Annotated in this window: 20 protein-coding genes and 1 pseudogene; 11 read left to right on the forward strand and 10 right to left on the reverse strand. The window is 72.0% G+C overall.

Annotated features, from left to right (window positions below; all coding sequences use genetic code 11):
* Positions 1-210: 210 nt before the first annotated feature.
* The 7 genes from ACIBL4_RS17545 to ACIBL4_RS17575 all read right to left on the reverse strand — a co-directional run bounded on the left by ACIBL4_RS17545 (position 211) and on the right by ACIBL4_RS17575 (position 7,542).
* Positions 211-1,014 (reverse strand): class I SAM-dependent methyltransferase, encoded by an 804-nt coding sequence (locus ACIBL4_RS17545; protein WP_399410897.1) that lies wholly within the window; start codon positions 1,012-1,014, stop codon positions 211-213.
* The gene (gene rfbD / locus ACIBL4_RS17550; protein ID WP_399410899.1) at positions 1,011-1,889 is read right to left on the reverse strand and encodes a dTDP-4-dehydrorhamnose reductase; all 879 of its coding nucleotides are present in this window, start codon (positions 1,887-1,889) and stop codon (positions 1,011-1,013) included. The genes ACIBL4_RS17545 and rfbD overlap by 4 nt, the downstream gene beginning before the upstream one ends.
* Positions 1,886-2,866, reverse strand: a complete 981-nt coding sequence (gene rfbB, locus ACIBL4_RS17555; RefSeq protein WP_399410901.1) for a dTDP-glucose 4,6-dehydratase — start codon at positions 2,864-2,866, stop codon at positions 1,886-1,888. Before rfbB ends, rfbD begins: the two co-directional genes overlap by 4 nt.
* Positions 2,863-3,930: a glucose-1-phosphate thymidylyltransferase gene (locus ACIBL4_RS17560; RefSeq protein WP_356929738.1), complete on the reverse strand. Its 1,068-nt coding sequence runs from the start codon at positions 3,928-3,930 to the stop codon at positions 2,863-2,865. The genes rfbB and ACIBL4_RS17560 overlap by 4 nt, the downstream gene beginning before the upstream one ends.
* Positions 3,931-4,034: 104 nt before the next feature.
* Positions 4,035-4,217, reverse strand: a complete 183-nt coding sequence (locus ACIBL4_RS17565) for a hypothetical protein (protein ID WP_399411605.1) — start codon at positions 4,215-4,217, stop codon at positions 4,035-4,037.
* 179 nt (positions 4,218-4,396) lie between these two features.
* Positions 4,397-4,816, reverse strand: coding sequence for a CBS domain-containing protein (locus ACIBL4_RS17570; protein ID WP_356106719.1), 420 nt, complete (start codon positions 4,814-4,816; stop codon positions 4,397-4,399).
* A 269-nt stretch (positions 4,817-5,085) separates the two neighbouring features.
* Complete coding sequence (locus ACIBL4_RS17575; protein WP_399410904.1) at positions 5,086-7,542, reverse strand: SpoIIE family protein phosphatase; 2,457 nt, start codon at positions 7,540-7,542, stop codon at positions 5,086-5,088.
* A gap of 515 nt (positions 7,543-8,057) precedes the next feature.
* Between ACIBL4_RS17575 and ACIBL4_RS17580 the strand changes: the two genes are divergently transcribed.
* Entirely contained in the window at positions 8,058-10,214 is a 2,157-nt protein-coding gene (locus ACIBL4_RS17580) for a SpoIIE family protein phosphatase (RefSeq protein ID WP_399411561.1), read from the forward strand.
* 573 nt (positions 10,215-10,787) lie between these two features.
* On the opposite strand, the gene ACIBL4_RS17585 is transcribed toward ACIBL4_RS17580, so the two are convergent.
* Complete coding sequence (locus tag ACIBL4_RS17585; RefSeq protein WP_399410906.1) at positions 10,788-12,206, reverse strand: S1 family peptidase; 1,419 nt, start codon at positions 12,204-12,206, stop codon at positions 10,788-10,790.
* Between the two features lie 744 nt (positions 12,207-12,950).
* Here ACIBL4_RS17585 and ACIBL4_RS17590 point away from each other — a divergent pair.
* The 6 genes from ACIBL4_RS17590 to ACIBL4_RS17615 all read left to right on the forward strand — a co-directional run bounded on the left by ACIBL4_RS17590 (position 12,951) and on the right by ACIBL4_RS17615 (position 20,467).
* Entirely contained in the window at positions 12,951-13,166 is a 216-nt protein-coding gene (locus ACIBL4_RS17590; RefSeq protein ID WP_020270762.1) for a hypothetical protein, read from the forward strand.
* 116 nt (positions 13,167-13,282) lie between these two features.
* Positions 13,283-14,089: an HlyD family efflux transporter periplasmic adaptor subunit gene (locus tag ACIBL4_RS17595; protein ID WP_399410908.1), complete on the forward strand. Its 807-nt coding sequence runs from the start codon at positions 13,283-13,285 to the stop codon at positions 14,087-14,089.
* Positions 14,086-16,311, forward strand: a complete 2,226-nt coding sequence (locus tag ACIBL4_RS17600) for an NHLP family bacteriocin export ABC transporter peptidase/permease/ATPase subunit (protein ID WP_399410910.1) — start codon at positions 14,086-14,088, stop codon at positions 16,309-16,311. The genes ACIBL4_RS17595 and ACIBL4_RS17600 overlap by 4 nt, the downstream gene beginning before the upstream one ends.
* Before the next feature lies 1 nt (position 16,312).
* Positions 16,313-19,135: an NHLP bacteriocin export ABC transporter permease/ATPase subunit gene (locus ACIBL4_RS17605; RefSeq protein WP_399410912.1), complete on the forward strand. Its 2,823-nt coding sequence runs from the start codon at positions 16,313-16,315 to the stop codon at positions 19,133-19,135.
* Positions 19,136-19,222: 87 nt separating this feature from the next.
* The gene (locus tag ACIBL4_RS17610; RefSeq protein WP_399410914.1) at positions 19,223-20,230 is read left to right on the forward strand and encodes a Ppx/GppA family phosphatase; all 1,008 of its coding nucleotides are present in this window, start codon (positions 19,223-19,225) and stop codon (positions 20,228-20,230) included.
* A gap of 48 nt (positions 20,231-20,278) precedes the next feature.
* On the forward strand, positions 20,279-20,467 hold the full coding sequence (locus ACIBL4_RS17615) for a hypothetical protein (RefSeq protein ID WP_399410916.1): 189 nt from the start codon (positions 20,279-20,281) through the stop codon (positions 20,465-20,467).
* Positions 20,468-20,491: 24 nt separating this feature from the next.
* Here ACIBL4_RS17615 and ACIBL4_RS17620 read toward each other — a convergent pair.
* Positions 20,492-21,092, reverse strand: a pseudogene (locus tag ACIBL4_RS17620) (flavodoxin family protein).
* A 76-nt stretch (positions 21,093-21,168) separates the two neighbouring features.
* On the opposite strand from ACIBL4_RS17620, the gene ACIBL4_RS17625 reads away from it, so the two are divergent.
* The 3 genes from ACIBL4_RS17625 to ACIBL4_RS17635 are packed head-to-tail and all read left to right on the forward strand — an operon-like array spanning position 21,169 to position 23,044.
* Positions 21,169-22,182, forward strand: a complete 1,014-nt coding sequence (locus ACIBL4_RS17625) for an iron-containing redox enzyme family protein (protein ID WP_399410918.1) — start codon at positions 21,169-21,171, stop codon at positions 22,180-22,182.
* Positions 22,183-22,203: 21 nt separating this feature from the next.
* Positions 22,204-22,857, forward strand: a complete 654-nt coding sequence (locus ACIBL4_RS17630; protein ID WP_399410920.1) for a HemK2/MTQ2 family protein methyltransferase — start codon at positions 22,204-22,206, stop codon at positions 22,855-22,857.
* Positions 22,838-23,044 carry a CDGSH iron-sulfur domain-containing protein gene (locus tag ACIBL4_RS17635; protein ID WP_399410922.1) on the forward strand — a complete coding sequence of 69 codons (207 nt, stop codon included), beginning with the start codon at positions 22,838-22,840 and terminating at the stop codon, positions 23,042-23,044. The genes ACIBL4_RS17630 and ACIBL4_RS17635 overlap by 20 nt, the downstream gene beginning before the upstream one ends.
* Before the next feature lie 155 nt (positions 23,045-23,199).
* Here ACIBL4_RS17635 and ACIBL4_RS17640 read toward each other — a convergent pair whose 3' ends face one another.
* Positions 23,200-23,634, reverse strand: coding sequence for a protease inhibitor (locus ACIBL4_RS17640; RefSeq protein ID WP_399410924.1), 435 nt, complete (start codon positions 23,632-23,634; stop codon positions 23,200-23,202).
* A gap of 325 nt (positions 23,635-23,959) precedes the next feature.
* Between ACIBL4_RS17640 and ACIBL4_RS17645 the strand changes: the two genes are divergently transcribed.
* Positions 23,960-24,526, forward strand: a complete 567-nt coding sequence (locus ACIBL4_RS17645) for a hypothetical protein (RefSeq protein WP_399410926.1) — start codon at positions 23,960-23,962, stop codon at positions 24,524-24,526.
* Positions 24,527-24,835: the final 309 nt, after the last annotated feature.

Here is a 24,835-nt window from a genome sequence, read left to right on the forward strand (position 1 = left end):
GGCCGGTACCCCGGTAGGCGGAGGGCTGATTCGGGAAGGCATACCGGCAATCCGCCGAGGCGCCTCAGGTGAGTCGCCCCGCACCCGGGACCACTGGCCGCCGCACCGCGCAATGGCCGAGCCGCATCTCTCCGGCACACCGAAGACCCGGGCACGTGCAGCGCCCGGGCCTGGATCCGCAAGGCGTCGGGAAGACCGGCCCCTGAGGGGTCAGCGGCTGACGCCCACCTGCTGCAGGGCCTTGCGCAGGGGCTCCCAGCCGATGGAGCGGGGCAGGCCGCGGTTGCGGGCCTGAACGAGGGGGCGCCAGAAGCCCGCTTCCACGAGGGCCTCGGGGCGCACCGCACCGGCCCGTTCCAGGATCGCCTCGGGGACCTTCTGGGGGTCGGGAATCTTGTACTCGGCCATGATCTCGTCGTACTTGTCGTGCAGGACCCGGTTGTTCGGGTCGGCGCCGAAGACGACGAGCTGGCCGGTGGGCGCGGTGTCCACCTGGACCGTGACCAGGTCGGGGCGGTAACGCGCCAGCACCTCGGTGATCTTGAAGACGTCGCCGGTCCAGGCGTTGGTGTGCCGGTCCCGGGCCGCCTCGTCGACGCTGCGCGGCAGCATGTCGTCGAGGACGATCACGCTGGACCAGTCCGAGTACTTCTCGACGTTCATGAAGTCGCGCAGGGCGAACTCGAACAGGTGCATGCCGTCGATGAACGACAGGTCCAGGGTCGTCTTGCGCCAGTAGCCGATCGGGCTGCGGCCGCGGCGCAGGTTGCGCAGCGGGTGACGGCCGCCCTTGAGGTGCTGGAGGGGGTTGTCACGGGCGAAGAAGTCGTCGCTGGTGGCCTTCACCAGGTGGACGTCGCACTTCAGCTCCGAGACCACCTTGAAGGCGGGGTCGATCGCGATGCTGGGGACGCGGGACAACGTCAGGCTGCGGCCGTCGTTGACGCCGATCTCCAGGTAGTTGCGATTGGCGCTGACCTTGTGCAGTTCCCGGAGGAACTCATGGCGTTTCACGAAGGGGGACCTTCCTTGCGGATACGGGGCAGTGCTTCGTGCAGGGCGGAGCGCCAGTCACGCGGCAGCGGCAGGCCGATCTCCTGCCACCGGCGGTGCGCGAGGGCGCTGTACGCCGGGCGGGGCGCGGGCCGGGGGAAGGCCGCGCTGCTGGTGGGGCGCACCCGGTCCGGGTCGGCGCCGACGAGGGAGAACACCTCGCGGGCCAGCTCGTACCAGGTGGCCTCGCCGGAATTGGTGGCGTGGAAGACGCCGTGCGCGTCGGGGCCGAGCCGTACGCCGAGGTCGGCGATCCGCTCGGCGACGTCCGCGCTCCAGGTGGGCTGCCCGCGCTGGTCGTCGACGACGTCGAGGGTGTCGCGGCGGGCTTCGAGACCGATCATGGTCCGCACGAAGTTAGTGCCGTGGACCCCGTAGAGCCAAGCCGTGCGTACGATCGCGCTCGCCCCGGGCAGTTCCTCCAGCACGGCCCGCTCCCCGGCCAGCTTGGTGCGGCCGTAGGCGGTGCGCGGGCCCGTCGGGTGGTCCTCCGGGTAGGGGGTCGTGCGGGCCTCGCCGGAGAAGACGTAGTCCGTGGAGACGTGGATCATGCGGGCGCCGTGCGCGGCGCAGGCCCGGGCCAGCAGGCGCGGTCCGTCGCCGTTGATCTCCAGGGCGCGGGCCTCTTCGCTCTCGGCGTCGTCGACGGCCGTGTACGCGGCGCAGTTCACGACCAGGTCGGGCCGGTGGTCACGGACAACCGTGTCGACGACCGCGGACCGGGTGATGTCCAGGGCCGCCCGGTCCAGGCCCACCACCTCCTCGCCGCGCCGGGTGAGCTCCTCGACCACGTCATGGCCGAGCATGCCGCCCGCCCCGGTGACCAGCCACCTCATGCGTGCCCCTGGGCGACGCGCTGCTTCAGTGGCTCCCACCAGGCACGGTTGTCGCGGTACCAGGCGACGGTCTCGGCGAGGCCGGTGGTGAAGTCGTGGCGGGGGCTGTAACCGAGTTCGTCGCGGGCCTTGGACCAGTCGACGGAGTAGCGCAGGTCGTGGCCCTTGCGGTCCTCGACGTACTCCACCCGGTCCCAGTCCGCGCCGCAGGCCTGAAGGAGCAGGCCGGTGAGTTCCTTGTTGGTGAGCTCGGTGCCGCCGCCGATGTTGTAGACCTCGCCGGGCCGGCCCTTGGTGCGGACGAGGTCGATCCCCTGGCAGTGGTCGTCCACGTGCAACCAGTCGCGGACGTTGCGGCCCTCGCCGTACAGCGGCACCTTGTGGCCGTCGAGGAGGTTGGTGACGAACAGCGGGATGACCTTCTCGGGAAACTGGTGCGGGCCGTAGTTGTTGGAGCACCGCGTGACGCGCACGTCCAGGCCGTGGGTGCGGTGGTAGGCCAGGGCGAGCAGGTCGGAGGAGGCCTTGGAGGCCGAGTACGGGGAGTTGGGCTGCAGCGGGTGGTCCTCCGGCCAGGAGCCGGTCTCGATGGAGCCGTAGACCTCGTCGGTGGAGACGTGCACGAAGGGGCCCACGGCGTGGCGCAGGGCGGCGTCCAGCAGGGTCTGGGTGCCCAGCACGTTGGTGCGGACGAAGTCGGCCGCGCCGGTGATCGAGCGGTCCACATGCGACTCGGCGGCGAAGTGCACGACCTGGTCCGCGTCGGCCATGAGCTTGTCGACCAGTTCGGCGTCGCAGATGTCGCCCTGCACGAACTCCAGCCGGGGATGGCCCAGTTCGAGGTTGTCGAGGGTGCCGGCGTAGGTGAGCTTGTCCAGCACGGTGATGCGCGGCGCGTCGGGCGTGTCCTGGGCGAGAGTTGCGCGGACGTAGCGGGAGCCGATGAACCCGGCTGCGCCGGTGACGAGGAGGTTCATGAAGTGATCTGCACCTTGCTGTGGTCTCCGAGGACGAAGCGGTGGGCGCTGGGGACGCTGGGGGCCGGCGTCACCTCGACGTGCCGGCCTATCAGCGAGGCCTCGATCCGGCCGACGCCCTGGATCGAGGAGTCCCGCAGCACGATGGAGAACTCGACTTCGCTGTCGGTGATCCGGCAGTTCTCCGCGATGGAGGTGAAGGGACCCACGTAGGAGTTGCTGATGACGGTTCCGGAACCGATGACGGCGGGGCCGACGATGCGGGAGTTGACGATCCGCGCGCCCTCCTCCACCACCACGCGCCCGATGGTCTCCGACGTGGTGTCCACGTCGCCGTCGATCCGGCGGTCCATGCCCTCGAGAACCATGCGGTTCACCTCGAGCATGTCGCCGACGTTGCCGGTGTCCTTCCAGTAACCCGTGATGACCGTGGAGCGCACGTCGGCGCGGGAGTCGATCAGGTGCTGGATGGCGTGGGTGATCTCCAGCTCGCCGCGCCAGGACGGTTCGATGGCGCGTACCGCTTCATGGATCAGGGGGGTGAACAGGTAGACGCCGACCAGGGCGAGATCGCTCTTGGGCCGGTCGGGTTTCTCCTCCAGGCCGACGACCTGGCCGGAGGGGTCGAGTTCGGCGACGCCGAAGGCGCGTGGGTCGGCCACGCGCGTGAGCAGGATCTGGGCGTCGGGCCGGTTGCCGCGGAACTCGTCGACGAGGTCGGTGATGCCGCCGACGATGAAGTTGTCGCCGAGGTACATCACGAAGTCGTCGTCGCCGAGGTAATCCCGGGCGATCAGCACCGCGTGGGCCAGCCCCAGGGGCCGCTCCTGGGGGATGTAGGTGACCTTGAGGCCGAACTGCGACCCGTCGCCCACCGCTTCCTCGATCTCAGCGGCCGTGTCCCCGACGATCATGCCCACGTCGGTGATGCCGGCCTCGGCGATCGACTCCAACCCGTAGAAAAGCACGGCCTTGTTGGCCACTGGCACCAGTTGTTTGGCCGACGTGTGTGTGATCGGCCTCAGTCTTGTTCCTGCGCCGCCGGACAGCACGAGAGCCTTCATTCGGTTCACCTTAGTCGTGATCCGGCGGATGTGAACATCACTTCTTTTAGTTGTCGATGCGCGGAGTTACGACCGTCGTCACCGCGCGGCCCCCTGGGCAGCGGTCAGTCCTCGCCCCTGACGATGTTCCAGTCCGGCTCGGAGCTCGCGGTCCTGGCGGTGGCCCGGTCCTCCACGGCGGGGAGGCAGGTCCGCAGCGCGGCCTTGCCGCGCAGGCGGCGTGCCTCCGACCAGCCGGTCTCGGGCCGACGGGTGAGGGGCTTGTCACTGGTCTCCATGGTCGTCACGGCTCATCATCTTCCTTCTGCGTTCCGCTGCTGTTCGAGTCCCCATGAACAAACCGGACAAACACGAGTCGTGACGTCTCGGCGGCGCTCCGAGCCCCTTGCGTGCAAGGCTGCTGGCCCCGGCACACGACGGTCCCGCGCACCGTGCGTGCGCGGGACCGGCCGGCCGGGTGCCGTGGTCAGGTGTTGGGGCGCGCGGCGCTGATGTCGCCCAGCGCCGAGTCCGGGTCGCGCTCCATGGCCATGTCGCCCAGGGAGACGATGCCCACGGGGTGGCCGTGGTCGACGACCGGGATACGGCGCACGGAGTGCTCCCGCATCAGCTGCACCGCTTGGTCCAGGTCGTCATCGGGGCTGACGGTGACCAGGTCGTCACTGCACGCGCCGGCCACCGTGGTCTGCTCCGGGTCACCGCCCTGGCTGATGGACCGGACCACCAGGTCACGGTCGGTGACCACGCCGCGCAGATCGTCGCCGTCCGTCACCAGGACGACGCCGAGGTCCTCGTCGCGCATGATGCGGGCCACCTCGGCGACGGAGGTCTGCGGCTCGACCGTGGCCGGATCGCTGGTCATGATGTCGCGGACATGCTGAGCCATGACGTTCCTCTTCCTTCGGCTCGGGTTCTCCGTCTTGCGCCGCCCGGGTACCCGGCGATCCGACCCGATCACAGGTGATCGTGGACGTGTTCACCGCCCTGGGGCCTGTCGTTTGGATCACGCCGCAGACGCGGGGTCTGGCACGCACTTCTGCCGCGTTGTCGTCGGTTGCCGACGCTCCGCGTCGACGCCCTCCTCCGCCTTGCAGCTGCACGCACCGGACCCCGCTCACCGGCATCGACCAGCACCGTCAGTTTCCTGCGGCCTGATCAAACGACAGGCCCGAGCACGACCTCCGCCCACACCTGCTTGCCGCCGCTGACCGGCAGGGTCCCCCACGTCGCCGACAGGGCCTCGACGAGGAGGATGCCCCGGCCGCCCGTGGCCTCCCAGCCGATGCTGGTCGGCCGGACCGGGCTGCGCGGGGAGGCGTCGGCGATGGCGACGCGCAGGCGGTTGTTGATGAGGGTGAGGTCCATGCGGACCTGGCCGTCGGTGTGGACGAGGGCGTTGGTGACGAGTTCGGAGACGATGAGCAGGACGGCGTCGATGTCCTCGGTGACGCCCCAGGAGCGCAGGGTGCGCCGGGCGAAGCGGCGGGCGTGCCCGACCGCCTGCGGGACGCGCCACACCGTCCAGCTCTCCCGCAGCGGGCGCAGGTCCATGCCGTCGTAGCGCAGGAGGAGCAGGGCGACGTCGTCGCTGCGCGGGGCGTTGCCGAGGAGGGCGTCGGCGACGAGCCCCAGGTCGGCGGGGGCGGCTTCGGCCAGCCGGCCGGCGAGGCGGTCCATGTTCTCGTCGATGTCGGTGCCGGGCGTCTCGACGAGGCCGTCCGTGGCGAGGGCGACCACGGTGCCGGGCGGGAGGCGCAGCGGGCTCATGGGGAAGTCGGCCCTGGTGATCACCCCGAGGGGCGGGCCGCCCTCGGCCTCCGCGATCTCGGTCCGGCCGTCGGGGTAGCGAAGCACCGGCGGCAGGTGCCCGGCGCGCACGCACCAGGCGGAGCCCTCCTCCAGGTCGATGTCGACGTAGGCGCAGGTGGCGAAGAGGTCGCTCTCCATGTCCATGAGCAGCCGGTTGGCGTGCGCGACGACCACGTCGGGCGGGTGCCCTTCGACGGCGTAGGCGCGCAGGGCGGTGCGCATCTGGCCCATGAGGGTGGCGGCGCCCGCGCTGTGGCCCTGGACGTCGCCGATGATCAGGGCGACGTGGTTGTCGGGCAGCGGGATGACGTCGTACCAGTCGCCGCCGAGTTCGAGTCCGGCCGTGCTGGGCAGGTAGCGGGCGACGGCCACCGCGCCGGGCAGCCGGGGCAGGCGGCGTGGCAGCAGCTGGCGCTGGAGCATGCCGACGAGTTCGTGCTCGGCGTCGAAGGCCCGGGCCCGCACCAGGGCCTGTCCGGCGAGGCCGGCGCAGGCGGTGAGCAGGGCGCGCTCGTCCGTGCCGAAGTCGTGCGGGGTGTCCCAGCCGATCAGGCAGGCCCCGGCCATGCGGTTCCCGGCGGGCAGCGGCAGGACGGCGAGGCCGCCGGGGCCGACCTCCGCCAGGGCGCGTTCCAGGGGGCTGCCGGCGGGCCAGATCCGGGCGCGGCCCTCGCGCAGCGCGGCGGCGAGGGTGGGCATGGCGCGCACGGGCGCGTCGGGCCACTCGCCGCGCCACTCCGTGCGCCACAGCTCGGGCCAGGCCTCGGGCTCGGGCGGGTCGAGGACGGTGACCACGAGCCGGTCGCTCTCCAGCTCGGCGAGGGCGATCCGGTCGGCCCTGAGCGGTCGGCGCAGGGCGGCGACCACGGCGTTGCCGACGTCGCGGACGGTGACGGCGGTGGCCAGCGCGGTGGCCAGGCGCTGGACACGGGCGACGTCGGTGACGTCGGAGCGCAGGGTGGAGGCGTCGGCGACGGTGCCCACGAGCCGCGCCGGGTGGCCCTCGCCGCCGGGCAGGAGACGCCCGCTGAGCCGGAGCCACTTCGGCGGCCCGGTGGGCTGGAGCACGCGGAACTCCAGCTCGCGGTCGCCGATGGACATGTGGTCCGCCTCCACGACGGACATCAGCGAGGGCAGGTCCTCCGGCACGGTCAGGCCGAGCAGGGTCTCGACCCGGCCGTCGAACTCCACGGGGTCCAGCCCGAACAGGTCCAGCAGATCGTCGCCGGCCCGGACGCGTCCGGTGTCCATGGCGAGGCTGAAGGCGCCCGGCGGCAGTTCACCCCCCTCGGCGAGCGCGGTCGGCGCGGTGAGGGCGACCGCCTCGGAGATGAGTTCCAGGCACTTGCGGTCGTCGGTGTCGAACCCGGCGGGACGCTCGCTCACGGCGAGCAGGCAGCCGCCGCCGTTGCCGTGCACGGGCAGGGCCAGCAGATGGAAGTCCCGGGACGGCACGCGCCGTGCCTGGGCGTGCTCGGCGAGTTCCGCCGGGCCCAGCGAGACCGGCCGCCCACCGCGGTGGGTCTCGGCGACCGGGGACCGCCCGGCGCGTGGGTAGCTGTCGCGCAGGCCGTACAGCGTCCTGGGCACCCCGGCCGACTCGACGAGGCAGAGCAGTTCGCCGTCCTGACCGGGTGCGTACACGGCGACGAACGCGGCACCGGCGAAGACGAGTGCCTGTTCGAGGGTGCGGTGCACCCGTGCGGGCGACTCCTGATCGGCCGCGATCGCTTTGAGGGCACCTTCGGCACGCACCGTTCGCGTTCCGCGCTCTTCGGCGCCCTCACTGACCACGTTGGCCATTACAGCGCTTATGAGACACCTGCGCAGCCCCTGTGAGCGTTCCGTGGAGCCGGGCCGGTACGGGCGCTCGAAAGCCACCGAACATGTCTTTACCCATGCGTTCCGCACGGTGTTCTGGTGACAGGCGTGACTGTCCGGGCCCGTCGCGTGGCTGGAAGGCTCGGTGCCCGTCACGACAGGGGGACGCATGGACAAGCGGTACGAGGTGTACGCGCTCGTCGACCTCGTCGTGTTGAGCGCGTGCCCCATTGTTCGGGACCGTGGCCCTGCGTGGGCGCGATGACCCGGCCATCAGGGTGCGCGGGGGCGCACGCGCAGCGCCCGTTACACCCTGCCGCGCTTCGACTTCGGCGGCATGGGTCGCGGCGGTCGGGGTACGCGGGCGCCTGCAACGGGACCCCGTGAGTGTGACCGATGCCAACCAGGTCTGTCCCCGGGCCGGCCGCTCGTCGTGCGCGACGGGCCGCCAGGGAGGACATTTGTTCCTGAGTCCGGTCGCGCGGCCGTGCGAGGAGGTGGTCGGCGTGTCCGACGGGCAGTCGTCCGCGCAGGCGCCGGCAGCCGCCAGGACGCCGGTCGGCCGTCCCCTGCTGTCCCTGGCGCTGGCCTCGATGATGGACGAGGTGCACGCCCACTCCGGCGCGGTGTACCTGCTGGGGCGGGACCAGCCGGTGCTGGAGATGGCGGTGATGGCGGGGCTGCCCCGGGCGTTCGCGGCGCCCTGGGAGCGGGTGGGGCTGAGCGCGCCGATCCCGGTCGCCGACGCGGCGCGCGAGCGGCGGCTGGTGTGGGTCGGCGGCGAGGAGGAGATGGCCCGCCGCTACCCGCGGATCGCCATGGTGCTGCCGTATCCGTTCGCCCTGGCCGCCGTGCCGGTGGCCACCGAGTCCACCGTGTACGGCGCGGTGTTCGTGACCTGGCCGGGCGGGCATCCGCCGGAGCTGTCCGACCGGGAGCGCGAGCATCTGACGGCGGCCTGCGGGCGGCTGGCGGTCCGGCTGGAGCGGGCCGCCGAGCACAGCATCCCGCCGCATCCCGAGACGGATCTGGTCGCCTCACCCCTGGTCGGCGGGATGGCCGGCACGCTCGGCACGGTCGAGGCGGCCCGGATGGTGAGCCGGCTGCCGTACGGGCTGGTTTCCCTGGATCTGCACGGGCGGATCGGCTTCGTCAACGCGGCGGCGGCCGAGCTGCTGAACGTCCCGGTCAGCCGGCTGCTCGGCACACAGCTGTGGGCGTCGGTGCCGTGGCTCAACGACCCGGTCTACGAGGACCGTTACCGGGCCGCGCTGATGAGCCAGCACACCGCCTCCTTCGTGGCGCTGCGTCCGCCCGGCGAGTGGCTGTCGTTCCGGCTGTATCCGAGCACGACGGGCCTCAGCGTCCGGATCACCAGGGCCCGGGCCGTGGCGGAGATGAACCGGGCCGCACCGCCGCCCGACGGGACGCCGACCCGGCTGGTCACCATCACGCAGGTGCTGAACCTGGCCAGCGCGCTCACCGAGGCGGTGGGGGTGCAGGACGTGGTGCAGCTGGTCGCGGACGAGATCGCCCCGGCCGTGGGCAGCCAGGCCTTGGTCCTGCTGGGCTCGCGGGCCAACCGGCTGCGGGTGCTCGGGCATCGCGGGTACCAGGACGCGAACGTGGTGGAACGGTTCGACGGGATGCCGCTGACCGAATCGACCCCCGGCACACAGGTGCTGCGGACGGGCGTGCCCGCCTTCTTCGAGTCGCAGGAACAGCTGGAGCGCCTCTACCCGGCGCGGGTCGCGACGCCCGACGGGTTCGCGGCCTGGGCGTATCTGCCACTGATCGCCCAGGGCCGGCCGGTGGGGACGTGCGTGCTCTCCTACACCGAGCCGCACCCCTTCCCGACCGAGGAACGGGCGGTGATGACCAGCCTGGCCGGGCTGATCGCCCAGGCGCTGGAGCGGGCGCTGCTCTATGACGCCAAGCACCGGCTCGCGCACGGCCTCCAGGAGGCGCTGCTGCCTCACTCCCTGCCGTCGCTGCCCGGCATCGAGGCGGCCGCCCGCTATGTGCCGGCCACGCAGGGCATGGACATCGGCGGCGACTTCTACGACCTGGTGCGCACGCAGGGCATGGCGGCGGCGGTGATCGGGGACGTGCAGGGCCACAACGTCACGGCGGCCGGGCTCATGGGGCAGGTCCGCACCGCGGTGCGCGCGTACACGGCCGTGGGCCAGGCGCCCGAGGAGGTCATGCGCAGCACCAACCGGCTGCTGCTGGACCTGGGGGCCGACCTGTTCGCAAGCTGCCTGTACCTGCGGCTCGACCCGGCGCGCGGCCGGGCCGTGATGTCGCGGGCGGGGCATCCGCCGCCGCTGCTGAGACGCCCGGACGGGCGGGTGCGCGTGCTCGACCTGGCCGGCGGCCCGCTGCTGGGCATCGACGCCTCCGCGGTGTACCCGACGACGGAGGTCGCCTTCGCCCCCGGCTCCCTGCTCGTCCTCTACACCGACGGGCTGGTCGAGTCCCCCGGCACCGACTTCGAGGAGGCCCTCGCGGCCCTGGGCCGTCGCCTGACCGACGCCGGGGACCAGCCGCTGGACGAACTGGCCGACAGCCTCGTCCACCCGGAGCGCCACCGCACGGACGGGGAGGAACGACTCGACGACATCGCCCTGTTGCTGCTCAGGGCCGTCGGTTAGGGCCCCGGCGTTCCGCGCTCCTGCGGATTTCCACTGACACGCGAACGGACCTGCCCTCCCGCCGAAGGACCGGCCCACTCCACCGCCGGCCGGAACCGCAAGAGCGCGGCTCAGGCCGGTCGGCGGCTTCGCACGCCGGGGAGCGCCTCCGGCCGGAACCACGAGAGCGCGGCTCAGTCTGATCGGTGACGTTGAACGCCCGGGGGCCTCCGGCCCGGACCGGACCAAGCGCGCCTCAAGCCGCTCGGCGGCCGGGACCGCCGGTGGGCGCACCGGGCTCGGGCCCGCCCAAGCCCGCCCTCAGGCCGCTCGGCGGCCCGGAACGCCATGGTCACCGCGACACGGAACCGCGCCTCAGCCCGCTCGACGGCCGACAACACCAACAGGCACGACGCGGACCAGCCCAAGCCCGCCTCAAGCCGCTCAGCGGCCGAAACGCCGCTGGGAGCCGCCGGCCCGCAACCGCGCCTCAGTCCGCTCGACGGCCGACAACGCCGGTGGGCCGGCCCGGTCCCGCCAGGAAGGGGGCGGGACCGGGCCGGCATCGTCGGACCGGCTGCCGACGTTTCCGGGTCAGCGGGACTCGGTCAGACCGGAGTGGTCCTCGGCACCCTGGCCCGCGTCCTGACCGGCACCCGCACCGGCTCCGGCGCCCGCTTCCTCGCCTCCTGCCTGCTCACCGGCACCAGCGCCGGCCTCTTCGCCCGCACCGGCTTCATCACCGGCACCGGCACCGGCCTCTTCGCCGGCTCCGGCTTCCTCACCGGCGCCCGCTTCCTCACCGGCACCGGCGCCGGCACCCGCGCCGGCGTCCTCGCCCGCACCGGCTTCCTCACCGGCACCGGCCTCTTCGCCCGCGCCACCGGCCGCGCCGCCCGCGCCGAGGGTCGCGCCGACCGCCTCCAGGGCGGTGGTCACCGGCTGGAAGAATGTCTCGCCGCCGGCCGTGCAGTCACCGCTGCCGCCCGAGGTCAGGCCGATCGCGAGACCGTCCTGGGTGAACAGGGAGCCGCCGCTGTCGCCGGGCTCGGCGCAGACGTTGGTCTGGATGAGGCCGGTGACCGTGCCCTCCGGGTAGTTCACCGTGGCGTCGAGGCCGAGGACCTGGCCGTCGTTGAGCCCGGTGGTGCTGCCCATCCGGAAGACCTCCTGGCCGACGGTCGCCTCCGCGGCCTCGGTGATCTGGACGGTCTGGTCGCCGGTGTTGACCTCGCTGGGCGCCTCGGTCGCCGGGTCGTCGTACTTCACGAGCGCGAAGTCGCCGTCGCCGGGGAAGGTCGACTGGTCGACGGTGGCGATCGGCTGGCCGCCCTGCGTGTCCGACCACTCGTTGCCGCCGAGGGTGCAGTGACCGGCCGTCAGGAAGGCCGGCGAGCCGTCGCCCGCGGTGACGTTGAAGCCGAGGGAGCAGCGCGAGCCGCCCGCGAAGATGGCGTCACCGCCCGAGACGAACGGCTTGAAGGTGCCCGAGGACTTCTTGAGGGTCGCCATGCCGGAGCCGAGGCTCTGCACGGTGGACTCCAGTCTGTCCCACTTGGCACCGGTGACGGTGCTGTCGGCCGTCACCAGGAGCTTGTTGGTGACCGGGTCGATCGACCACGAGGTGCCCGCGATGGTCGCGTCCGACTTCAGGGTCTGCGCCCCGCTCTTCAGCTCCGACCAGCTGTTGTCGACCTCGCGGACCTTCGCGCCCGCCGCCTTCGCCTGCACGACCACGTTGTTGTTGTCGCCCGGTACGACGTTGACGACGAGCTGCTGGCTGTCGCTGTCGTAGTAGGAGCCGCCGAACGCCTCACCGAGGAGCCCGGAGAGCTGCGAGGCGAGATCCGAGGCGTCGCCCGCCTTCAGGGTCTTCGGCGCGGCCGCCGCGTCGTCGGACGAACCGTCCTGCGAGGCGTTGGCGTTGGGGAGCAGGATCGCGGCCGCGCCGAGCGCCACCACGCTGCCCGCCGCTATCGCGGCCTTGCGCTTCGGAATTCGCTTGTGACTCAAACTTCTCTCCTCCTGGGGAACGGAGTAGGTGCCGCCGTCCGGCAGCTCTGGGGGGCGCCTGGATGGCTGTTGGTACGCACGGGCCTCCTGGGGCGTTCAATTCCGTTTGCAAGTGATCCGTTCGCATCGCGGAATCAGCCAACTCCCGCCGCCCGCGCACCGAACCGCACGGTCTGCGACCGTCCTGGTCACAGCGGCACGCCGGAGAAGGGGAAGGGCGACGGCCCACGACCGCCCCTTGGCCGGATGACGGCGTTTCAGCCACGGCTCCAGTGACGACCCACCGAACAGACACGGTCCGTATCCGGACGGAAACTATCTGTTGCGATCGCCGAGTCGAATCCCACCTTCAGCGAATCTGCACACCGATTGCTCAACCCGGTCACCGAGTCGAGGATTGACCACGCGCCGGCCGCGTCGGTCACGCCTTTGGGGCGGGAGTGCCGGATTCGCCGCTCCCCGGAACAGGGGCCGGGTGAGCCGATGCCGTGACGCATGTGAAGAACTGGCCACGAAGACGTGCGCAGACCTGCACGCTTCGGTGCGGCTGGGGCGCAAGTTGCCTGGTGAGACGGGTGGTTGATTGGAAGCCCGCGCCCGCAGCGTGCTTTGATCCATCGCACCGCAGGGGCCGCACAGGGCACTCGGAAACGAGAGTCCGGCACCCGCGGTCGCGGCCGTCATCTGTCCCCAGAGGGGGCCGCTCCCCCCTTGTGAGATATCCATACGAAGGGAAGTTCCATCATGAACTCCACCCCCCAGGTTGAGACCGTCGAGATCGCTGACGCCCAGCTCGACGCCATCTCCGGCGGCCTGTCCGTGAACGCTGTCAACACCGTCACCGACACCGTCGACGGCATCGCTCCGGTTTCCGGCCTGGTCGACACGGCCGTCGGCACGGTCGAGGGTGTCACCGGCCTGAACACGGCCCCGGTCACCAACCTGGTCTCCGGTCTCTGATCGAGCCCCAGTGCCGTTGACTCCCGGAGCCGCAGCCGGCGGTTCCGGGATCTTCGGGTGCCGTAACAGCCTCTGCTACGGCCGTAAGAACCTCTTCTACGGGTGAGGGAAGTTCCTTGCAGTTCCGCCAACAGGCCCTCGCCAAGCTCCAGTCACCCGAGGAACTCGACCTGCCGGTGCGTTTCGCCCGCCCGCAGGGCTGGCTGGTGCTCTCGGTGACGGTCGTCGCGATGGCGGCCGCCTCGGTGTGGGCGGTGACCGGCTCGGTGACCTCCACCGTCAGCGCACCCGCCATCCTCACGCATGGGCAGGGCAGTTACCTCCTGCAGAGCCCCGTCGCCGGCCAGGTCACCGCGGTCCTCGCGAAGCAGGGCGAGACGCTGCCCGCGAACTCCCCTGTGCTCAAGGTCCGTACGCCCAAGGGCGAGACCGTCGTCCGCACGCTCGACGCGGGCCGTGTCTCCGCGCTCGCCGCGACCGTCGGGCAGATCATCCAGACCGGCGCGAACGTCGCCTCCGTCGAGAAGGTCGCCCACACCACGGACGCGTTGTACGCGACGGTCTACGTCCCGGCCGAGAACGCCGCATCGATCCCCGACGACGCCGCCGTCGACCTGACCGTGCAGTCGGTGCCGACGCAGGAGTACGGCGTGCTGCGCGGCCATGTGAAGTCGGTGGACCGCTCGGCCCAGTCCCCGCAGCAGATCGCCGCGTTCCTCGGGGACAGCCAGCTGGGCGAGCAGTTCACGAAGAAGGGCAGGCCGGTGGCCGTGACGGTCCGGCTGGACAAGTCGTCCGCCACGAAGAGCGGGTACCAGTGGTCCTCCGCGGACGGGCCGCCGTTCAAGCTGACTTCCATGACGCTGGCCTCGGGGTCGATCCGGCTGGCCGACCAGCGTCCCGTCGACTGGCTGCTGCCGTGACCGCGACCGCACCGGACACCCGGGGCCGCCGCCGCGCCGCCCCGCCGAAGCGCAAGGTGCCCAAGGCCGGGGCGAAGACCGTCCGCACGCCCACCGTGCTCCAGATGGAGGCCGTGGAGTGCGGCGCCGCCTCCCTCGCGATGGTGCTCGGCCACTACGGCAAGCACGTCCCGCTGGAGGAGCTGCGCATCGCCTGCGGCGTCTCCCGCGACGGCTCGCGCGCCAGCAACCTCCTCAAGGCCGCCCGCAGTTACGGCCTGACGGCCAAGGGCATGCAGATGGACCTGGCCGCCCTCGCCGAGGTGAAGTCGCCGGCCATCCTGTTCTGGGAGTTCAACCACTACGTCGTCTACGACGGCATGGGCCGCCGCTTCGGCCGCCGTGGCGTCTACATCAACGACCCCGGCAAGGGCCGCCGCTTCGTCCCCATGGAGGACTTCGACGGCAGCTTCACCGGTGTCGTGCTGGTCATGGAGCCCGGCGAGGACTTCACCCGGGGCGGCCGCAAGCCCGGCATCCTCGGCGCGATGCCCGCGCGGCTGCGCGGCACCGCGGGCACGATGCCCGCCGCCGTCCTGTCGAGCCTGCTGCTGGTGGCGGTCGGCGCGGCGGTGCCCGCGCTCAGCCGCACCTACATCGACGAGTTCCTGATCGGCAACCAGACCTCGCTGCTGGGCGTGCTGTTCGCCTCGATGGCGGCCTGCGTGCTGCTCACGGTCGTGCTCACCTGGCTCCAGCAGGCCAATCTGCTGCACGGCCGCATCATCTCCTCGACGCTGTCCAGCGCCCGTTTCCTGCGCCATCTGCTGCGGCTGCCGGTGACGTTCTTCTCCCAGCGCAGCCCGGCCGACCTGGTGCAGCGGCTGCAGTCCAACGACGCGGTCGCCGAGACCCTGTCCCGCGACCTCGCGGCGGCGGGCGTGGACGCGGTCGTCGTCGTCCTGTACGCGGTGCTGCTCTACACCTACGACCCGCAGCTGACGTTCGTCGGCATCGGCGTGGCGCTGCTGAACGTCGTGGCCATGCGGGTCGTCATCCGGCTGCGGGCCACGCGCACGGCGAAGCTGCGCGCCGACACGGCCCGGCTGACCAACACCGCCTACACCGGCCTCCAGCTGATCGAGACGATGAAGGCGACCGGCGGCGAGGACGGCTACTTCCGCAAGTGGGCCGGGCAGCACGCCACCACGCTGGAGGAGCAGCAGCGGCTCGGTGTGCCAAGTGCCTGGCTGGGCGTGGTCGCGCCGACGCTGGCCACCCTCAACAGCGCGCTGATCCTCTGGATCGGCGGCATGCGGGCGGTCGAGGGCCACATCTCGGTCGGTCTGCTGGTCGCCTTCCAGGCCCTGGTCACCCGGTTCACGGCCCCGCTGACCCGGCTCAACGGCGTCGCGGGCCGCATCCAGGACTTCGCGGCCGACGTGGCGCGGCTGAAGGACGTGGAGAACTTCAAGGCCGATCCGCTCTACGGCCGCCCCGAGTCCGGCGAGTCGACGCGCCGCCTCCAGGGCCACGTCGAGCTGGAGAACATCACCTTCGGCTACAGCCCGCTCGACAAGCCCCTGCTCACCGGGTTCGACCTGACGGTCGGTCCCGGGCAGCAGGTCGCGCTGGTCGGCGGGTCCGGCAGCGGCAAGTCCACGGTGTCGAGGCTGATCTCCGGCCTGTACGCGCCGTGGGAGGGCGTGATCCGCATCGACGGACAGCGCATCGAGGACATCCCGCGCGGGGCGCTGGCCGCCTCCGTCTCCTTCGTCGACCAGGACGTGTTCCTCTTCGAGGGCACGGTCCGCGACAACGTGGCGCTGTGGGACCCGTCCATCCCGGACGAGGCGGTGGAGGACGCGCTGCGCGACGCGGCCCTTTACGACGTGATCGCGCGGCGTCCGGGCGGCATCCACAGCAAGGTCGAGCAGGACGGGCGCAACTTCTCCGGCGGGCAGCGCCAGCGCCTGGAGATCGCGCGGGCGCTGGTGCGCCGGCCGAGCATCCTGGTGCTCGACGAGGTGACGAGCGCGCTGGACGCGGAGACCGAGCTGGTCGTGATGGACAACCTGCGCAGGCGCGGCTGTGCCTGTGTGGTGATCGCGCACCGGCTCAGTACGGTCCGCGACAGCGACGAGATCGTCGTCCTCCAGCACGGCACGATCGTGGAGCGGGGACGGCACGAGGATCTGGTGGCGCGCGGCGGAGCGTACGCGGCACTGGTCAGGGAGCGGTGAGATGACGGCCGTTCAGGGACACGAGGGCGACCTCGTCCTCAACGCCTTCGGGCAGATGGGCTCGCGCATCGACTGCGCCGGGTTCAACCGCCTGGACCTGGAGGGCCCGCAGGTGCTGTGGCTGGTCGCCTCGGGTGCCGTCGACCTGTTCGCGGTGGACGCCGGCGGGCAGGGCCACTGGCACCACCTGGGCCGGCTGGAGGCGGGCTCGCTGGTGCTCGGGCCCGTGGCGGGGCCCCAGCACACCCTGGTGGCCCGCCCGCTGCGGGACTGCGTGGTGCACCGCATCGGCCTGCGCGAGCTGTACCAGCCCGCCAACACCGCGACCTGGTCGTACGACGAGTACGGCAACCCGCAGTACGTGCCGCCGACGACGAGCCCGCTGGAGTACGCCTTGGCCCTGGGCGTCGGCCGCAGCCTGTCGATCCTCTTCCAGGCGCCGATGGCCACCGAACGGGCCGCCGCGCCCACGGACGACGACGTGTTCTGGATGCAGGTGCCCCCGGGCAGCGTGCAGTACGGCTCGCTGTACGGCGCGGAGGCCGCGGCCGACCTGCTGATGGACCCGGCGCTGTGGCAGTCCATGGTCGACCAGCAGTACCGCCTGCTGACCACGCTGGACCGCTGGATCGAGCAGCTGGAGCGCACCCACGAGTCGCGCACGGCCGAGGGCATCAAGGCCGGTGAGGCGGTGCGCGCCCAGGCCGACCAGACGCTGCTCGCCTCGATCGGGAAGCGGTCGTCGAAGCGGACCACCGCGGCCGACGCCGACGCCACGTACGCGGCGTGCAAGCTCGTCGCGCAGGCGGCCGGGATCAGCCTCACCGAGCCCACCCAGAAGGGCACCGGCGGCGACCGCCTCGACCCGGTCGAGCAGGTCGCCCTGGCCTCCCGCGTCCGCACCCGGGCCGTGCGCCTGGACGGCCGCTGGTGGCGGGACAACGTCGGGCCGCTCGTCGGTCACCGGGCCCTGTCCGGAGCGCCGGTGGCGCTGCTGTGGAGGCGCGGCGGATACGTCGCCGTCCATCCGTCCACCGGCCGTGAGACGCCGGTCGAGAGGGCCAACGCCGACGAGTTCGAGCCGCGCGCGGTGATGTTCTACCGCCCGCTCCCCGAACGCGGGCTCAGTCCGCTGAGGCTGCTGCGGTTCTGCATGCAGGGCACGCGCGGCGACCTGACCGGGCTGCTGCTCAGCGGACTGGTCACGGTCGCGATCGGCGCGCTGGTGCCCATCGCGACCGGCAAGGTGCTCGGCGAGTTCGTGCCGAAGGCGCAGACGGACCTGATCGTGCAGGTGTGTCTGGCGGTGATGCTCAGCAGCGTGGTGGCGGCGGCCTTCATGCTGTTGCAGAACCTGACCATCCTGCGGTTGGAGGGCCGCATCGAGGCCACGCTCCAGCCGGCCGTGTGGGACCGGCTGCTCAGGCTGCCGACGAGGTTCTTCACCGAGCGCTCCACCGGCGAACTGGCCAGTGCGGCCATGGGCATCAGCTCGATCCGCAGGCTGCTGGCGGGAGTCGGTCCGACGGTCGCCCAGTCGGTGACGGTCGGGGCGATGAACCTGGGGCTGCTGCTGTGGTTCAGCGTGCCGATGGCGATGGCCGCGATCGGCATGCTCGTGGTCATCGCGGCCGTGTTCCTGGGGCTCGGACTGTGGCAGGTGCGGTGGCAGCGACGGCTGGTGGTGCTCTCCAACAAGCTGAACAACCAGGCCTTCCAGACGCTGCGCGGTCTGCCCAAGCTGCGGGTGGCCGCCGCCGAGAACTACGCGTACGCCGCGTGGGCGTCCCGGTTCGCGCGCAGCCGCGAGCTCCAGCAGAAGGTCGGGCGCATCAAGAACCTCACGTCGGTGCTGGGCGCGGTGTATCTGCCGCTGTGCACGCTGCTGATGTTCATGCTGCTGGCGGGTCCGGCCCGCGGCTCGATGTCGGCGGCCGCGTTCCTCACCTTCAACACCTCGGTGACGATGGTGCTGACCTCGGTGACCCAGCTGACGAACGCCTTCGTCTCGGCCGTGGCGGCGCTGCCGATGTACGAGGAGATCAAGCCGGTGCTGGACGCGACACCGGAGGTGCGCACGGCGAGCACGCGTCCGGGCCCGCTGTCCGGGGCGCTGGAGGCGCGGCGGCTGTCCTTCCGCTACTCGGACGACGGTCCGCTGGTGCTGGACGACGTGTCGTTCGAGGTGCGGCCGGGCGAGTTCGTCGCGGTCGTCGGCCCGAGCGGTTGCGGCAAGTCGACGCTGCTGCGCCTGCTGATCGGCTTCGACCGCCCGGTGTCGGGCAGCGTCCTCTACGACGGTCAGGACCTGGCCGCGCTCGACCAGTCGGCGGTGCGCCGCCAGTGCGGTGTGGTGCTCCAGCACGCGCAGCCGTTCACCGGCTCGATCCTGGACGTCATCTGCGGCACCGAGCCGTACACGCCGGAGGAGGCGATGGCGGCGGCCGAGATGGCCGGTCTCGCCGAGGACATCAAGCGGATGCCGATGGGCCTGCACACCATCGTCTCGGGCAGCGGCGCCGTCTCCGGCGGCCAGCGCCAGCGGCTGATGATCGCCCAGGCACTGATCCGCCGGCCGCGCATCCTCTTCTTCGACGAGGCGACCAGCGCCCTCGACAACGAGACCCAGCGCACGGTCATGGAGAGCACCAAGGCCCTCAACGCCACCCGGATCGTCATCGCCCACCGCCTGTCGACCGTGCTGGACGCCGACCGGGTCGTGGTGATGGAGGACGGCAAGGTCGTCCAGCAGGGCCCGCCCGCCCAGCTGCTCGCCGACACCGGCGGCCGACTGCACGAGCTGGTGCGGCGCCAGATGGCGTGACGAGGCCCGGTCCGCCCGGTGGCGCGTCTTCGCCGTACTCCGGGGCCCCGACCGTTGGGCTCTCCCGGAAGTGGGTACCCACGGCCCATGCGAATCAGCGTGGTGGACGTGGGATCGAACACGGTCAGACTGGTGGTCGCCGACGCGGACGGTGGCGTGCCGCTTCCGGTGCACACCGCCAAGTGGCGGCTCAGGCTGTCCGAGCAGGTCACACCGGGGGGACCCATCCCTGAGCAGGCCGTCGAACAACTGGTGCACGCGGTCGCCGAGGCGAGCCGGACCGCCACCCGGTGGGGTGCTGCGGCCCCGCTGGCGTTCGCGACCGCCGTGGTGCGCGGCGCGTCGAACCGGCACGAGGTGCTGCACGCCGTCCGTACCCGTACCGGCGTGGACCTGTGCACCCTGCCGGGCGAGGTCGAGGCGGAGCTGACGTTTCTCGGTGCCCGGCGCTGGATGGGCTGGCGGTCGGGTCCGCTCGCCCTGCTCGACATCGGCGGCGGCTCGCTCGAAGTCGCCTTCGGACGCGGCCGGTTGCCCGATTTCGTGGCCTCGCTGCCGCTGGGCGCCGGGCGGCTCACCCACGAGTTCTTCGAGGACGAGGACCCGCCGTCGCCGGAGCGGGTGCGGGCGTTGCGCCGCAGGGTCCGTCACCAGCTGCGGGACGTGGCGGCGCGGATCCGCTGGGAGGGCCCGCGCACCGCGGTCGCCACCTCACGCACTTTCCAGCAGCTGGGACGGCTGTGCGGTACGGCGCCCGGACGCCACGGCCCGTTCGTGGACCGGCGGTTGCACCGGGCGGCGCTGCGGGAGGCGATCCCGCGGCTGGCCGCCCTGCCCGCCGCGGAACGCGCGCAGCTGCCCGGCATCTCCGCCCCGCGGGCCGCGCAGAGCCTGGCCGGGGCGGTCGTCGCGCACACCGCGATGAAACTGACCGGCCTCAGGTCCGTCACGGTGTGCCCCTGGGCGATCCGCGAGGGCGTGCTGCTGCGGCACATCGAGGACGGCCCGGCCTGGTGGGCGGAGGTCACCCGCCGCACCGAGGAGGCGGCCCCTCCCGACCCGGTGCCGCTGCGCATCGCCACCGCCTCCACCTGAACGCCGGCAGACGACAACGGACGCACCGAAGACAGGAAGGAGACCCCCGTGTCCCAGGACAACGACCACGACGGCTCCGACAAGAAGCCCGAGACGGCGCTGGAGGAGGTTCTGCGCGAGATCGAGGACGCCGAGAACCGCACCGAGGAATCCGCCGAGCAGCGACGCCGCCGGGGCGAGGCCGGAGAGGCCATCACCCCCAACACGCGCGCCCAGGAGGAGTCCCACGGGGACTGAAAGGAGGGGCTGGGCGGGCCCGGGCTACTGCGGCGGCGGGCCGAGCGGCCGCTGCGCCAGGGCCCGCGCCACGCCGAGCAGGTTGGCCGCCATGGCCCGTCCGGTCGACCGCGACCAGTCGCGGCCGCGCTCGGCGTCCAGGAAGCCGGGCCCCGGGCCCGGCCCCTGGTTCCAGTAGGTCCACGCCTGACCGGGGATCGTGTAGCCGATGTCCTCCAGGGCGCCCGTGATCTCGTTGATCACATGGTGCGCCCCTCCTCGTTGCCGGTGACGACCACGCCCGCGACCCGGTTGTAGGCGACCGGCCGGCCCTCGTCGTCGGTCTCGGACATCATCGCGTCCATCCGCTCCAGCACCCGCTGGGCGACGGAGGACGGCCCGCCGAGCCAGGTCGGCGAGGCGATGACGAGGATCTCGGACTCCAGCAGCCACTCGTGCACGTCCGGCCAGGCATCGCCCTCGTGCACCGGCTCGCTGGTCACCCCCGGGCCGATGTCCAGGTCGACCGCCCGCACGAGGCGACACCCTCCTTCTCCAGCTGCTCGACGACGACGCTCGCCAATGCCTCGGCGTTCGAGGTCTCCGGCGACTTCTCGAGGGTGCAGTTGACCACGAGTGCCTTCATGAGGTGCCGGAGTACTCGTCCGCACCGGAGCTACGCGGGTAGGTGACTCCGGACGCCGGCCGGGTACCCGGCCGGCATGGAGCACGACCGTGGAGCACCAGGACTGCCCTCCCCGCGCGGCCCGCTGAGCGGGGGCGTCGAGGCGTACCTGCGGGGTGCGGGCCGGCTGCCCCGCCTGGAGGACGTCGCCCGGGCCGCGGTGTACGGCGAGGATCTCCAGCTGGCCCTGTACGTGTGCTACGAGCTGCACTACCGCGGGTTCGCGGGCGTGTCCCCCGACCACGAATGGGATCCCGAGCTGCTGCGCACCCGCGCGGCCCTGGAGCACCGCTTCCTGTCGGCCCTGCGCGCCGACGCCCGGGTCCACGACAGCGTGGACGAGGCGCTGGCGGACCTCCTGGTCGAGCCCGTCGACGGCACGGGCGTCAGCCACTTCCTGCGCGACGAGGGCGAGCTGTGGCAGCTGCGCGAGTACGCGGCCCAGCGCTCCCTGTACCACCTCAAGGAGGCGGACCCGCATGCCTGGGTGCTGCCCAGGCTGTGGGGCCGGGCGAAGGCCGGGATGGCGGCGGTGGAGTTCGACGAGTGGGGCGGCGGCCGGGCCGACCGGGTGCACGCCCGGCTGTTCGCCGACCTGATGACGGACCTGGGCCTGGACACCACCTATGGCCGCTACCTCGACGCGGTGTGCGCCGAGGCCCTGGTCACGGTGAACCTCATGTCCCTCTTCGGCCTGCACCGGGCCCTCAGGGGCGCCTTGGTCGGCCACTTCGCGACGGTCGAGATCACCTCGTCGCCGGGTTCCCGGCGGCTCGCCGAGGCGATGCGCCGCACCGGCGCCGGGCCGGCGGCCGAGCACTTCTACGACGAGCACGTCGAGGCCGACGCCGTCCACGAGCAGGTGGTGCGCCATGACGTCATCGGCGGTCTGCTGGCGGAGGAGCCGCACCTGGCCGCGGATGTCGCGTTCGGGATCGACGCCACCGGGTTCGTCGAGGACCGCTTCGGCGCCCGGCTGCTCGCCGACTGGCGTGTGTCACGTTCGTCACTGCGCGCACCGATTGCCCCTGAAGCGGCCCATATCTCCTGAATAGCCGGGTACCCGAGCGCCGTGAACCCACTGGTACCCCCGGGCGTGTACGCCCCGCAGGAAGACACCGAGCTGCTGGCCGGAGCCCTGTCCGACGAGCCGTTGCCGCCGGGCGCGGAGGTGCTGGACGTCGGCACCGGCACCGGTGCCCTGGCCCTGGAGTCCGCGCGCCGGGGCTTTCGCGTCACGGCCGTGGACGTGTCCCGCAGGGCGGTGTGGGCCGCACGGCTGAACGCCGTACGGGCTGGGCTGCCGGTCCGCATCCGGCACGGCAATCTCTTTGATCCGGTGCGCGGCGAGTCGTTCGACCTGATCCTGGCCAATCCGCCGTACGTGCCGGCGCCGGGCGGCACCCGACGGCCGCGGGGCGCGGCCCGCGCCTGGGACGCGGGCGACGACGGACGGCTGGTCGTGGACCGGATCTGCCGGGAGGCGCCTGACCTGCTGCGTCCGGGCGGGGTGCTGCTGCTGGTGCAGTCCGCGCTCAGCGGCCCGGACCTGACCGTCGGCCAGCTGCGCTCGTCGGGCCTGAAGGCCGCGGTGACGCGCCGGCGGCGGATCGCGTTCGGCCCGGTGCTGCGCGGCCGGGAACGCTGGCTGCGGGAGCGGGGGCTGCTGCCCGCCGCCGAGGACAAGGAAGAGCTGGTGGTCGTCCGTGCCGAACTCCCCGTCTGACCGGTCCGCGGCGCCGCGCCGCGTCACGGTCCAGCGCAAGGGCCCGCTGCTGATGGAAGGCCCCGTCGAAGTGGAGCTGGAGGACGGTTCCGTCGTCACCTCGGACCGTTTCCGCGTGGCCCTGTGTACCTGTCGCCGCAGCCGCCGCTATCCGTGGTGCGACACGAGCCACCGCGACCGGGTCTGAGCCCGGTGCACGGTGGCCGGTGAGCCCAGGGGCCGGCGGGTGGCCCCACTCCGCCCGCCGGCCCCCTTGTGCGAGATCGCAGGTCCCCGCGACAGCGGCCCGGCTCCCCAGCCTCGAACCGCTGTGCCTCACGGGAACAGCGCGATCCCGGTCCCTCAGAACGCGAAGACGCCGGAACCGTAGGCGTTCTTCACGCACTCGTTGGAGAACGTGCGCTCGTACGAGACCCTCTGGCCCTGCCAGACACCGTCGACGGTGACGACGACCGGGTCGTACTGCTTGGTGCACATCACGCCGTCCGTGGCGGTCAGGGCGTGGATGTCGCCGCCGACACCGCGCAGCTGCGCGCAGGCGGAGGCGGCGACCGGGTGCGTGCCGGAGGGCGTCGGGGCACAGGTCAGGGTGACCGCGCGTTCCGGAGTCGCTTCGGCCGCGCTCTCACCGTGACCCACCGTGAGAACGAGGGCCGACGGGGCGTAGAGCGCGGTGGGGGCCTGACCCGGAGTGGCGAGCGCGGACCCGGTGAGGGGTCCGCAGACGGCGGTGGCCGTCAAGCCGAGAGTCGTGGCCCAGCGCGCGGTGTTCCGCATTGTGTGCATCCTTCCGCTCGATTACAGGGTGTGCCGGCCCGCGCTCGGTCGGTGCCCGGGACGGCGAACGCGAGTCTGCCGAGTCCATCGCCGAAGCACACATCGACCCCACCGGTTTCAGTAACCTTGCGTGTTGAATCAGTGGCGTGAAGTTACGGAATCGGCCCGCGTGAAGCCCGTAACCGCACGGGTTCCGGGGACGCGAAGCGGCCAGATGGCCGATTCCCACACGTTCGTTAATAGGCCTGAAACATTCCGATTCCGCTCTCGGCCGACTGCTTTGTTACCCCTTGTATTCATGCTCTGGTCGAGTAATCGTCATTACATGATTACGACAGAGCAGCGAGAGAAACTGCGCGGCTGGTTCGCCGGCCGCCTTCCCGACGACCTCTTCGAGGAACTGATCGAGATCACGGTCGACCGCGAGGAGATCACCGTGATCGGCCGCATCCCCGCACCCCGGCTGGCCGAGGACGCCCCGGCCGCCGAGCGGGAGGCGGCCCTGGAGAGCCGGGTGCAGGAGTTCCGGGAACGCACGCGCGAGGACCGGATGTCCGTGGCCCGGGAGGCCGAGCACCGGTTCCGCCGGAAGGTGTCCTGGGGTGTGGAGTGCGGCGGGCGGCGATCGCTCTTCACGCACGTGGCCGCGCCCGTCATGACGCGGCTGCGCCAGCCGGAGCGCCAGGTCCTCGACACCCTGATCGCCGGCGGCGTCGCCCGCAGCCGCAGTGACGCACTGGCCTGGTGCGTGCGCCTGGTCCAGCGCCACACCGACGACTGGCTGGCGGAGTTGCGCGACTCCCTCGAACACGTGCAGCGGGTCCGGGCCCAGGGGCCGGACGCCGAGCCGGATCAAGCGGATCACGCCGGGCACAAGGATGACGAGGAGTGACCACGGGGTGGAGGATTGATCCACTCACCGCACCGAGAACGGATGAACCGTCCTGTGGTGTCGCTCGCCGGCGGCGCCCTACCGTCGGCAGCACCCCAGAGGACGGGGCCCGCACGCCGCCGCACACCCACGCGTCGGCGAGCGGCCGTCCGCCGCGCCACCGCGCCGCCCCGCGCTCCACCGCCTCGCCTGCGCGGTCACCACGGTCCTCGTGTCGGCGGTCGGCCCCTGATCCCCCGTCGCCCATACCGCTCGGTATCGTCGGCGTGAAGCACGGTCTCGACGAGGAGACGACGAGAGGCGGCTGCG

The organism is Streptomyces sp. NPDC050416 (assembly GCF_044458845.1).
Lineage (GTDB): Bacteria > Actinomycetota > Actinomycetes > Streptomycetales > Streptomycetaceae > Streptomyces.